This window comes from Brochothrix campestris FSL F6-1037, assembly GCF_000525915.1.
GTDB classification, from domain to species: Bacteria; Bacillota; Bacilli; order Lactobacillales; family Listeriaceae; genus Brochothrix; species Brochothrix campestris.
Map to the genome: position 1 here is coordinate 16,058 of NZ_AODH01000012.1, position 12,294 is coordinate 28,351.

Annotated in this window: 13 protein-coding genes, 1 pseudogene and 1 riboswitch; of the genes and pseudogenes, 2 read left to right on the forward strand and 12 right to left on the reverse strand. The window is 40.1% G+C overall.

Annotation, left to right across the window (positions count from 1 at the left end):
- Positions 1–114: 114 nt before the first annotated feature.
- Genes BCAMP_RS03105 through opp3b form a run of 4 tightly spaced genes read right to left on the reverse strand, consistent with a single transcriptional unit; the run spans position 115 to position 4,101 of the window.
- Positions 115–1,074: an ABC transporter ATP-binding protein gene (locus BCAMP_RS03105; protein ID WP_035313595.1), complete on the reverse strand. Its 960-nt coding sequence runs from the start codon at positions 1,072–1,074 to the stop codon at positions 115–117.
- Entirely contained in the window at positions 1,074–2,129 is a 1,056-nt protein-coding gene (locus BCAMP_RS03110) for an ABC transporter ATP-binding protein (RefSeq protein ID WP_035313596.1), read from the reverse strand. Before BCAMP_RS03110 ends, BCAMP_RS03105 begins: the two co-directional genes overlap by 1 nt.
- 23 nt (positions 2,130–2,152) lie before the next feature.
- Positions 2,153–3,175 carry an oligopeptide ABC transporter permease gene (gene opp3C, locus BCAMP_RS03115; protein WP_084038489.1) on the reverse strand — a complete coding sequence of 341 codons (1,023 nt, stop codon included), beginning with the start codon at positions 3,173–3,175 and terminating at the stop codon, positions 2,153–2,155.
- Entirely contained in the window at positions 3,172–4,101 is a 930-nt protein-coding gene (gene opp3b / locus BCAMP_RS03120; RefSeq protein WP_035313597.1) for an oligopeptide ABC transporter permease, read from the reverse strand. The genes opp3C and opp3b overlap by 4 nt, the downstream gene beginning before the upstream one ends.
- A gap of 516 nt (positions 4,102–4,617) precedes the next feature.
- Between opp3b and BCAMP_RS03125 the strand changes: the two genes are divergently transcribed.
- Positions 4,618–5,415, forward strand: a complete 798-nt coding sequence (locus BCAMP_RS03125; RefSeq protein WP_035313599.1) for a hypothetical protein — start codon at positions 4,618–4,620, stop codon at positions 5,413–5,415.
- Positions 5,416–5,675: 260 nt separating this feature from the next.
- Here the strand turns inward: BCAMP_RS03125 and BCAMP_RS03130 are convergent, their stop codons facing one another.
- The 8 genes from BCAMP_RS03130 to BCAMP_RS03165 all read right to left on the reverse strand — a co-directional run bounded on the left by BCAMP_RS03130 (position 5,676) and on the right by BCAMP_RS03165 (position 11,285).
- The gene (locus BCAMP_RS03130; RefSeq protein WP_035313601.1) at positions 5,676–6,350 is read right to left on the reverse strand and encodes a histidine phosphatase family protein; all 675 of its coding nucleotides are present in this window, start codon (positions 6,348–6,350) and stop codon (positions 5,676–5,678) included.
- A gap of 84 nt (positions 6,351–6,434) precedes the next feature.
- On the reverse strand, positions 6,435–7,055 hold the full coding sequence (locus BCAMP_RS03135) for a GTP pyrophosphokinase (RefSeq protein ID WP_035313603.1): 621 nt from the start codon (positions 7,053–7,055) through the stop codon (positions 6,435–6,437).
- 15 nt (positions 7,056–7,070) lie between these two features.
- Positions 7,071–7,403 carry a hypothetical protein gene (locus BCAMP_RS03140; protein ID WP_035313604.1) on the reverse strand — a complete coding sequence of 111 codons (333 nt, stop codon included), beginning with the start codon at positions 7,401–7,403 and terminating at the stop codon, positions 7,071–7,073.
- Between the two features lie 158 nt (positions 7,404–7,561).
- Complete coding sequence (locus BCAMP_RS03145; RefSeq protein ID WP_035313606.1) at positions 7,562–8,014, reverse strand: ASCH domain-containing protein; 453 nt, start codon at positions 8,012–8,014, stop codon at positions 7,562–7,564.
- Positions 8,015–8,029: 15 nt separating this feature from the next.
- The gene (locus BCAMP_RS03150) at positions 8,030–8,509 is read right to left on the reverse strand and encodes a nucleoside deaminase (protein ID WP_198015689.1); all 480 of its coding nucleotides are present in this window, start codon (positions 8,507–8,509) and stop codon (positions 8,030–8,032) included.
- Positions 8,510–8,538: 29 nt separating this feature from the next.
- Positions 8,539–8,637, reverse strand: a riboswitch (purine riboswitch).
- Between the two features lie 111 nt (positions 8,638–8,748).
- Positions 8,749–10,032 (reverse strand): NCS2 family permease, encoded by a 1,284-nt coding sequence (locus tag BCAMP_RS03155; RefSeq protein ID WP_035313607.1) that lies wholly within the window; start codon positions 10,030–10,032, stop codon positions 8,749–8,751.
- Positions 10,033–10,251: 219 nt separating this feature from the next.
- Complete coding sequence (locus tag BCAMP_RS03160; RefSeq protein ID WP_035313608.1) at positions 10,252–10,575, reverse strand: AzlD domain-containing protein; 324 nt, start codon at positions 10,573–10,575, stop codon at positions 10,252–10,254.
- On the reverse strand, positions 10,569–11,285 hold the full coding sequence (locus BCAMP_RS03165; protein WP_035313609.1) for an AzlC family ABC transporter permease: 717 nt from the start codon (positions 11,283–11,285) through the stop codon (positions 10,569–10,571). Before BCAMP_RS03165 ends, BCAMP_RS03160 begins: the two co-directional genes overlap by 7 nt.
- 92 nt (positions 11,286–11,377) lie before the next feature.
- On the opposite strand from BCAMP_RS03165, the pseudogene BCAMP_RS03170 reads away from it, so the two are divergent.
- A pseudogene (locus BCAMP_RS03170) lies at positions 11,378–12,294 on the forward strand (permease).

A 12,294-nucleotide genomic window follows, 5' to 3' on the forward strand; every position in this document is an offset into this window, starting at 1 on the left:
TTTCATTTTATTTCTCCCCCTGTTTCTTTTTTTAAAAAAAACATATTACTGTTACATGGTTCGAGCATCCACTATGTGGATGCTCAGCAAGTTTTTTCGCAATGAACCGTGTGTTTAAGCTTGAACTTTTTTAGCTGCTAATTTTTGTTTGTAAATGGCAACCTCATCCGCTTTACAGTAGACAAAGTGCCCCTCTTCAATTTCACGTAATTGGGCATCATCAGATTCAGTGTATTGATGCGCTGCTGTATCATAGACAATCCGTTGACGTGAACGTTCATAAATGGGGTCAGGAATTGGAATTGCTGATAACAATGATTCCGTGTACGGATGCAATGGTGTTTGATAGAGCGCATCTGATGTCGCTAACTCTAAAATACGACCCGCGTACATGACACCAATCCGATCACTGATGTATTTAACCATCGATAAATCATGCGCAATAAACAGATACGTTAAGTTGTTTTCTAATTGTAATTCTTTTAACAAGTTAACAACCTGAGCTTGAATTGATACATCTAAAGCTGAAATTGGTTCATCGGCAATGATGAATTTGGGCTTCACTGCTAGTGCACGAGCAATTCCAATCCGTTGACGCTGTCCACCTGAAAATTCATGTGGGTAACGACTTGCATGATCGCGGTTTAACCCCACACGTTCAAGTAAATCATCGACCATCGCATTACGTTCAGCCTTATCCTTCGCTAACTTATGAATGTCGATACCTTCAGCAACGATGTCACGTACTGTCATGCGTGGGTCAAGTGATGCGTAAGGATCTTGAAAAATCATTTGCATTTCACGACGGAAGGCTAACATTTGTTCACGTGATTTAACCGCATGAACGTCAGTTCCTTCAAAGTCGACCTCACCGCTCGTTGCTTCATAAAGACGTAAAATCGTCCGTCCGGTCGTAGATTTCCCACAACCCGACTCGCCAACAAGGCCGAAAGTTTCACCCTCATAAATATCAAATGAAATATCATTTATCGCACGTACTTCTTTTTTAGTACCGGCGTTAAAATATTGTTTTAAGTTTTTAACTTCTAATAATTTACGACGTTTATCTTCCATCAAACACGCTTCCCTTCCTCTAATTTAGCGAAAACGGCTTGACGACGTTGGATTTCCGCCGGTGCTTCTACTGCTGGAGCATCTGGATGCAATAACCAAGTGGCTGCAAAATGAGTCTCCGACACTTTAAACAACGGTGGTTTTTGTTCGCTATCAATCGTCATGGCAAATTCGTTACGCGGTGCAAAGGCATCGCCTTTTGGTGGAATAAGTAAATCAGGTGGCGACCCAGGAATCGCATACAGTGCTTCTGTACTTGCTTCTAAACTCGGCATTGAACTGATCAATCCCCATGTATAAGGATGTTTCGGATTGTAGAAAATTTCATCGACTGTGCCGATTTCAACAATTTCACCCGCATACATTACGGCAACACGGTCGGCGATGCTGGCAACAACACCTAAATCATGCGTAATAAAGATAACGGCTGTACCCGTTTTGGCTTGGATATCTTTCAATAATTCCAAAATTTGGGCTTGAATCGTTACATCTAACGCCGTTGTTGGCTCATCTGCGATTAACACTTCTGGATCACAAGCTAATGCAATTGCAATAACAACACGTTGGCGCATACCACCTGAATATTGATGCGGGTATTCTTTCAAACGTTTTTCAGCGTTAGGTATCCCTACTAATTCGAGTAATTCAATCGCACGCTTGCGCGCAGCTTCTTTACCTAAACCTTGGTGCTTACGTAAGGGTTCCATAATTTGGTTCCCAATTGAAATCGTCGGGTTAAGCGATGTCATTGGATCTTGAAAAATCATCGCGATTTCTTTCCCACGTACTTTTTGCATTTTTTTCTCACTATATTTCACAAGATCATTACCCTTAAACGTAATACTCCCGTTAGTTATTTCTGAATTCCGTGGTGGTAAAAGGCCCATGATTGCTTTCGATGATACTGATTTACCAGAACCAGACTCACCAACAATCGCTAAAGTCTCACCTTTGTATAATTCAAAACTTACGCCTCGAATGGCTCTTACTTCCCCAGCAAATGTGTGGAAAGAGACATTGAGGTTATCAACCTTTAAAATCTTTGATTTATCCATTGATACAACCTCTATTCTGTAAATTAATCACGCATTTTAGGGTCAAATGCATCACGTAAACCATCAGCAATTAAGTTAAACACAATCATAATTAAACAAATAACGACTGCTGGATAAATAATTTGATACGGTAAGAAACGCAATGATTTGTAGCCTTCTTCAATCAATGTTCCGAGTGATGCTGTCGGTGGTTGTAAACCAATCCCGATGAAACTTAAGAATGATTCAAAGAAAATCGCATCTGGAATCGTAAACATTGTATTGATAATAATAACACCCGATAAGTTCGGAATTAAATGTTTAAGCAAAATTCCGGCCGTTGGTTTGCCCATTGCCTGTGCTGCCATAACAAACTCTTGTTGTTTCAACATGAGCACCTGCGCCCGAATAACCCTTGCCATATTAATCCAACCGGTAATCGCAATTGCAATAATAATCGCATTTAAACCCGGCTTCATTATTAGCAACATAAGGATAACAACTACTAAGTTCGGAATCCCTGAAATAATCTCGATAATACGTTGCATGAAGTTATCGACACGTCCACCAACATAGCCAGACACCATTCCGTAAGTCACCCCAACTACTAAACTAATCACCGTTGCAATTAGAGCGATATATAGTGAAATACGTGTTCCTATCCATGTACGTGAAAACAAATCACGTCCGAGCGAATCGGTCCCAAACCAGTAATACTCTTTAACGTTATTTTCTTTATAAACATCAGTTTCAACACCTGCGACGTCTTGCTTACCATTCCAAAAAGGCATATCTTCAAAGCCTTGTACCTTTGGTGGTAAATTGGAATACTCAACGTTTTGGGCGTTAGGTGAATGTGGTGACATCCACGGACCCGCAATCGCCATAATAATCACTAGCACTAAAATCACCAAACTGACGATTGCTGCTTTGTTTTTACGAATCCGCATCCAACTATCTTGCAAAGCAGTCAGACTCGGACGTGAAATTTTCTCGCTTTTTTCAGTACTAATTCCAACTTGAGTAAACATTTCAGAAGGAATTTTATCATTTTCTTTATATATCATGCTTTACTTCCTCCCAAACGAATTCTAGGATCGATAATACCATAGAGAATATCAGTAATTAAGATGACAGCTACCAGCATCGCTGAGTAGAGTAACGTAGTTCCCATAATTAAAGAATAATCATTTAATTGAATCGCTTTAACAAACTGCTCTCCAATTCCTGGTATTGCGTATATTTGTTCAATAACCATTGAACCTGTCATTAGCCCAACAGCCAACGGTCCTAAAACGGTAATCAATGGAATTAAGGCATTACGAATGGCGTGTTTAAAGGCAATGGCTGGTGCTGAATTACCTTTCGCTTTCGCTAATAAAATGTAGTCCGATCCAAGTACATCGATTAACTCGGTTCGCATGTAACGTGCTGCAATCGCTAATGGGAACATCATCAAAGCGATGGTCGGTAAGATTGTGTACTCTGGCCCATCCCAGAAGGCAACAGGTAGCAGACCTAATTTGACAGCTACAAAATATTGTAATAACGCTGCAAATACGAATGACGGAATTGATTTACCGACAATGGCGATAAAGGTACTTGTTGTATCTGCCCATGTATTTTGGAAGATAGCTGCGATACATCCTAACACGATTCCGATAACAGTACCGAAAATAAGTGCTTGTACACCTAATTGTGCCGAAGGTGAAATACGTGCCATGATTAAATCAGTAACACTTTGACCCTGGAATTGATAACTCGTGCCTAAATCAAACTGGCAGAGGTTAACAATGTAATGCCAATATTGTACGATTAACGGTTTATCTAAACCATAATGTGCAATAATTGCTGCTTTCTGTGCTGCTGACAACTTCTCTTGCGCACTGAAAGGTGTACCCGGTAGAAACTTCATTAAGAAAAATGTTGCTGATGCAATAATGAAAAGTGTGATTAACATGTATAATACACGTTTTAGAATATATCTTACCATCTTAGTCCTCCTGTTGATTGATTAAATCAAAAATTCTGAAAATAAACTTTAAAAACATTTTCGAACTGCTCGTTCTTTTTGGTAATAGGTCTATTATATACTAATAGTTTTACTCTGACAATCACCTTTCGAATGAATATTTTTACGTCTGAAATGACTTTTTATTCACAAAGAGTATAGAAAACTCCCAACCAATCGCTTTTTCATCGTTATTATCGATTGATAACGCTTTATCCATCTTCATTTTTATTCATCAATCTGTATATTTCTGAATTATCAGTCTATAAAAAAATTAGACAATTCATACAATTGCCAATATGCCACGAAACGTGATGCTTTTTAACGATTGGTCTTATCTATAAAAGTGATTACACTGAACAAGTGTTTCTTCTTTTCTTTTCATTATAATTTGCTAAACTAATGAGGTAGTATAAATAAAGCTTTCCATTCCAGACTGACAACATACGCTACATAGCGAATTTTTCTACAATATTATCATTAAAGGTAGGCGACCTCATGGAAACAGTTATATCGAAAGGTCATATCAAATTATTAGATACCGCTCGATGGACAATTATTTTCGAACAGTTTTCTAGCATTGTTATCATGCTTATATGTTTACTTATCATTTTAGCAGTCACTGTTTTCTTTCGTAAGTCCATTCAATACTTTCTACACTCAACATTACTGACAACTATACTCTCACTGTCACTCTTTACCGGGCTTTGTTCTCTTTCATTCATGATCTACACTCATGCAATGATCGACAGTGAGAACATCAATCGAAAAGTTGTTCTAGCCCAAAAATGGAAAGAAAAAACAGCGATTCCCTTTATCAAATCGTTACCCACTCAACAACAGCTGCTCTTTAAATTTGAAGAAGAAAGAGGCAAAATCTCAGTTAACCATTTTATAGACTCGACTGGGTTACTGCCGTCTAGCATCCCTGAACGCAGTAGCGAAAACGATGCGAACTTAATCGATAGCAACAACATGGTTAAGCTGTTAAAAGGTGAACGGATTACTTTTACCTATGCCTTGAACGAGCAACTCGTTTCGGAAACCGGCTGGACTGCCATTCATTTCGAACCCAACGAGAGCTATTTATTCTTAAGCTGGGACAACGAACGCCACATCACGTTTAAACGACTCACAAGGGATTTGGGAAATGGCTTAACTGCCGGTATTTATGACATTAAAATTTATTTGCCCCAATCCGATTTAGAAACACTGTTCGGTAACAAAGTACCTGATGTTAAAGTCTCGTCAGAAGCAGTAAAAACGAGCGAATCAAAGGATGATAGAGCTAAATAAACAAAAACGACCTCCAAAAAAGGAGGTCGTTCCAGATTGTAGACAAAGTTGAATTCAACTTATTTTTTTGTGAATATAATTCAAGCGACTTTGGTTACAAGATGATAAGTCTGAATAGACATGCTGTTACAGTAGGAAAAATGAGCATTCGAGGTGAGTGTACAAATGGTACTCGACTCCGAAAACGCACGCATTGACGACCTAGAACAGCGTTTATCTTCAGTCTAAAACGACATCCGCATCGGGATGTCGTTTTTGTTTTATTCAAACTTAAAATGAGAGGTATCATTAACCTTTTCTGCTTTGAACAATCCATTTTCATAACTCAAGATTGATACACTGGCATTGTCTAATGAACTTCGTTGTGTCACTGAAGGATCGAGCTCATGAATGATATTACTAATTGTCACGCCATGTGCCACAATAAAAACATTCCCCCCAATCGAACGATGACGATTAATTATATCTAAAAAACCTTTTTCGACCCGTGACCAAAACATCTCGAAATCCTCAGCATCGTCCGCTGGGTCAGCTGCTCGGGTCGCATTCAGAATTTGTGGAACGGTCGATTGATCTAACAATTCTTGTGCTGTGGCAAGACCACGTTCAGCAGCGATTGTCCGCCAAGCCTCGTCGCCTTTCATCCCTTCAAATGAACCAAAAAAAGTTTCGCGGAATTCAGGACGTTGTTCGAGCTCTAGCCCATAGGCATGTTTATTCTCTTTGAGCATCGCATTTGCCGTTGCAACCGTCCGTTGCAAATCGCTTGAATAAGCCGCAATAAATTCAACATCCGCTAAACCACGCCCACTTGCTTTAACATTTTCCAAGCCTTCTGGTGTGAGCGGTGCATCAGACCAACCTTGCATCCGCTCATATTTATTTAAGTATGTTTGTCCGTGACGAATAAAATAAAGCGATAGTTTTTTTGTCATTTCATCCTACCTTCCAACATTAAAGTGATAACGCTTTCTTTATTATAACGTCTGCCAGAATGATTTTCCAACTTTGTTCCCTCGTTAATGTTTAATCCGCCTGTTAATCGATAGCATCCGATCATCTAACTCATTAACAATCGCTGCTGTACTCGTTAATTCCGCAATTAATCCGTCTGGCACAACTTGGTCAAATTTGTAATAAATTTTATGTTCGAGACTGGCCCAAAAATCCATCGCAATCGTTCGCAACTGAATTTCAACGCGCATGAGTTGCATCCCTTCCTTTAAAAAAATCGGTATTTCAACAATCATGTGAAAACTACGGTAACCATTCGCTTTCGGATTCGTCACATAATCCTTAATCTTAATCACATTGATATCATTTTGTTGCGATAACATCATAAAAATGTTCTCAATATCCGACGTAAAAGAACAAATAACACGGACACCCGCTAAATCATGAATATGGGCCTTCGCCGCCTCAGCTGTGAACGGTTGTTTTTTCCGTTCTAATTTTTTCGCAATACTTTCAAGTGATTTAACACGTGATTTGATGTGTTCAATCGGTGTCCCTTCATCATGATGTTGACATTCTTCATTTAATATTTTCAATTTCGTCGTCATTTCATCGAGCGCAAATTGATTCCATAACAATAGTTGACGCCATTCTTTTAACTCCGTCACTGGGGGCAATGTTTCCATCATCTGATTCTCCTTTTAACAATGTGTTTGAACTTGTGCTTGTTTCTCAAGCGCCAACAGCAAACTGAGTTGTTCAGCCTGTTGATAGTTATATCCTTTTTCTGCCGGCCATTCTGAAAACTGCTTTAAGACCGCATCAGTTGTTATACCGACGTATTTTGCGACTTTTGCAATGCAATCGACGTACGTTTGGTGCGACAGACTCGCACCACTAATGAGGTTCAGAAAGGTCGTCATTTGTAAACCGACGTTTTTTACAAATGTTTGTGGTGTTATTTGCATCTTTTCTATATAAGCATTGATATTGATTGCGAGTAATTGACGTTTTTTAACTGTTTGTTTTTTCATAAATGAAATCCTCCTATGGATTACTATCTAATATCAGTTTAACAGTTAATTATGTCATTTTTCTGATGATTTCATGATAAAGTATGAAGAATTTCGTAAAAAAAAAGCTAATTCGCTAGAACTAACGAATCAACTTTTTCATAAACTACCAAGGTCATTTACTTAAAAACCACTTTAAATTTTTCGAGGACAACACCCATTTTTTCGGTAAAAGCGAGGTCGACGCTCCCAAGTTCTTTAATAAAAAAATCACGATGCGCTTCACGCCAATGTGTAATACTGCGATCGCCCTCACCTTCAAGATAGGCGAATTCAGCCGTCACGTCCTCATAATAAACAACTTGCACATCTGTTGTTTCAATGATGGCAACCGCCTCACCGTTACCATCTAACACGACATTATAAAGACCAGGATAGGGCAACGCATTATCGTCTTCATACAGATCATAGGCTGACGAGGTCGCTGTTTTAATCCCTTTTAACACGAGTTGTGCGAGCGCATCTGCCATCTGTGGTGAATCACCAAACGACCACGCCGCATAATCGTCTCCGACAGCTGGATTTTGACGTTTGAAATTGGCCCACATGGCTGTAATTGATTGTTCGTTCATCTTTAACATCTCCAATTAATAAATTGTTTTATCTTGTTTATTCGCAAACTCATTAAAAGCGACAATTGTTTTATCGCGTCCTAATGGGCTCAGTTGTAAAACAGTTGTATCAACCGCTTGGCCTTCGATAAAATCATAAATGAAATCATCTCTAAAACCAATCGCATCGGCGTCGGCTGCTAAATTGCCGTAATATACAACCTTGATATTCGCCCAAATCGTTGCACTTAAACACATTGGACAGGGGTAACAGCTCGTATACAGTGTGCAACCACTCAAGTCATGCGTTCCCAATTTGGCACAGGCTGCTCGAATTGCCGAGACTTCTGCGTGGGCAGTTGGGTCATTTGTTGCTAACACGAGATTATGGGCCACAACAACTAGCTCGCCCTCTTTAACGATACAAGCTCCAAAGGGGCCACCTTCATTTGTTTTGTTGTTTTTAGACGCTTCATCAGCTGCCAATTGCATAAAATAATCATGGTTCGTACACATTTTTCATCTACTCCTATCATTAATATTAGTTGTGTTGATAATATTAACGTAGTCCAGCAGATTGGTGCCGGGTAGAAACAATTGAGCCATTTTCTCAAAATTATACGTTTGTTTTACACTTATTTTATTATACGTGATTTAGAGCTAACAATCAAAAAATGACTCAGACCAGCTTACCACATAACGACAAAAAAGCAGCATCGATAATTTCTATCGATACTGCTTTATTTCATTATTTTTTATTGTAAGACAAAGGCGAAGTATAAAATAAACAAAACGGCTAAGGCATACATCAAGGGATGCACTTCTTTGGCACGTTTAGCAACGGTCATTGTAATCGCATAGAAGACAAACCCAAAGGCAATCCCTTCGGCAATACTATACGTTAACACCATCATTAAAATCGTGAAGAAGGCCGGTGTTGCGACTTCAAATTTAGTCCAGTCAATGTGACGGACATTACCTAACATCATAATCCCTACAACCACTAATGCTGGCGCAGTAACTGCTGATGTAATAACAGCGAGTAACGGCGAGAAGAAGATTGATATACCAAACATAATCGCGACGACGACGGCGGTTAAACCTGTTCGACCACCAACCTGCGCACCTGATGCGGATTCAACAAAGGCCGTCGTTGTTGATGTCCCAAAAACAGCACCCGCTGTTGTTGCTGCTGCATCGGCAAACAACGCCCGACCTGCACGTGGAATTTCATGTTTTTCGTTCACAAGACCAGCTTGTGTCGCTACTGCTACTAATGTTCCCGCTGTATCAAAGAAATCAACGAAGAAGAACGTGAGGATAACGACAAGCATTTGCCAAGTGAAGATATTTGGTAAGTTAATAATGGCTTGACCAAACGTTGAAGAGACGTCTGGTACAGCACCAATAATACCGTCAGGTGTTGCAATCACACCGGTTAACATCCCAACGATTGCTGTCACAACCATACCGATAAAAATACCACCATTGATATTAGCTGCCATTAAACAAACCGATAAGACAATCCCAAAAATAGCCAGTAAAACCGAACCATTATGTAAGTTACCTAAGGCAACGGCTGTTGATTCATTAGGGACAATAACTTTTGCATTTTGCAAACCAAGAAAAGCGATAAACAAACCGATTCCGGCCGACACAGAATACTTCATCACACTGGGAATCATGTTAACGATTTTTTCACGAATACCTGAAGCAGTTAAAAGCATAAACACAACACCAGAGACGAATACTCCTGATAAGGCCGTTTGCCACGGAATTCCCCACGCACCTGCGACTGTAAAAGCAAAAAAGGCATTTAAGCCCATCCCTGGCGCCAAGGCAATTGGGTAATTCGCGAATAAGCCCATAAATAACGTACCGACCACTGCTGCTAATACAGTAGCAACAAAGACAGCACCCTTATCCATTCCGGCAATTTCAAGTAGGCTTGGGTTAACTGCTAAAATATAAGCCATTGCTAAAAACGTTGTTAAACCTGCAACAATCTCTGTTTTAATCGTTGTACCATTTTCTCTCAGTTTAAAAAAATTTGTCTAACAAACTGTTCACCCCTAATAGTTTTATAAGTTCTATTTAATATCACTTCCACAGTATACAGATAAACACGAACGTTTTCAACTTTTTTTTTTGATTTCGTTAACAAATAACCCTTGTTAGCGTTTTCAGAGAGATTATAAAGGGTTTTTTTAGCAAATAGACGTACAAAGCATTTAAAACGCAAGATTATTCTGATAATTTCAAAACAAAAAACGCACCCCTGCCATCAGGAGAATACCAAACAGAACCGTTACCAATAACTTTTTTGTTTTCAACGCGATAACGAGCGTTAGGAGCGCGACTACTAATCGTTCATCAACCCGATAGGTGCCACTATCACTAAGACTGATTAAGTTTTCGACAATCAAACAACCAAATAAACAGACCGGAATATATTGTAGCCGCTTCACAACACGAGGTGGCAAATCAAAACGAGTTGCTAAGATAAACGGAAGTACCCGTGGGATAATCGTCACAAGCATTGCTCCGACGACGACTGCGCTAAAATAACCTAACGTCAGCATTTTTCACACCCCCCACCGATGATTGCCCCAGTGATCGTACCGAGTAGCAAGGCGACACTAGCGGGTAGAAATACCAGCAGCAGTAACATCAGCACCACCGCGCTCGCCAAGGCGATTAAATAGGCTCGCAACGCGGGGAGACTCACAAGTTCGAGTTGTAACACCAACAAGGCAATAAACATCGCAACTAACGCAAAATCGAGTCCTAAAACCGTCGGATTCGGCAATAAATCGCCTAAATAGGCACCCACAAAACAGGCGAGACACCACCCGCTATAGGCGGTTACATTTAACCCCATCATCCATGAGGGATTAAGCAACTGTCGGGGCTTTTTTGCCTGCTGCACCATTGCCACTCCGAATGATTCATCCGTTAACAACATCCCTAACAAAAGGCGCTGACCGAGTGATTCGGTTTTAAAGTGGGGGGCGATTGTCATGCTTAATAACAGCATACGCAGATTTATTATCGCGACTGTAAAAACAATCACAAGAAAGGGTGTATGTACCATTAATAAACCCGCCATTACCATCTGAGCTGATCCTGCATAGACGAGCAGAGCTAACACCGTCACCTGCCATACAGTTAAAGAAGATGCCGTTCCGATTACGCCACAGGCGAGTCCGATACTAATATAACCGAGCAAGGTCGGCAAGCAATCCTTCGCCCCCATAATAAAGGCATTTGTTTGTTCGCCACTATTTTGCATTATTTCTCCCCCTTTCAATTGTTCTTTCACTTTACATTATATAAGAAAAAAGAGTAAACTAGCGATACTTACAATAGAAGGATGTGGCTCGTTTGTTTACCTTTTTACCTCATTCATTTCTACAAATGAATACCATTTTCATCTCGATATTAATCGAAGCCTTACCGTTCGTTATTATTGGCACCGTTATTTCTGGCATCATCCAAGCCTTTTTGTCTGAAAAATTGATTGCACGAATGATGCCACAACGTAAATTCACTGGCGTGTTATTTGGTTCAGCCTTGGTGTGCTGTTTCCGTCGTGTGAATGTGGGATTGTTCCAATTGTCCATCGCTTGCATACGAAGGGCGTCCCCTTGCATACTGGGATTGCCTTTATGCTGACAGCACCAATTGTTAACCCCATCGTCTTTTTATCGACCTATATCGCGTTTGGCAACACGTGGGAGATTCCACTGTTACGCGTCGCCGGGAGTTTAGTCGTCTCGATTGTGGTTGGCACGTTAGTGGCTTATTGTTACAAAGGTGAAGCTTTGCAACACTTTGTTGCTAAAAAAACTGCGGCTACTCACCACGATCATGCCCATTGTACACACACACATGCCGAACCACACTTTTGGGTAAAAGTATGGCACTCGCTGCAACATTCCATCGATGAATTTTTTGCGGTCGGTAAATTTTTAGTGTTTGGCGCTTTACTAGCGGCTGCAATGCAAGTCTACGTGAAAACGTCAGTTTTAAGTGCGCTCGGCGATAATAAATTAACTGCGATTTTAGTAATGATTGTACTGGCTTTTGTCCTCTCACTTTGTTCCGAGGCCGATGCCTTTATTGCAGCCTCATTCCGTGGTTTGTTTCCGCAATCAGCCATCGTTGCCTTTTTAGTTTTCGGTCCGATGATTGATGTCAAAAACATCTTAATGATGATGAATGCCTTTAAAGTGAAACTGACCTTGTTTATCGTCAGTGCCACAACTGTGACTACAATTCTTTTCGCCCTATTCATATAA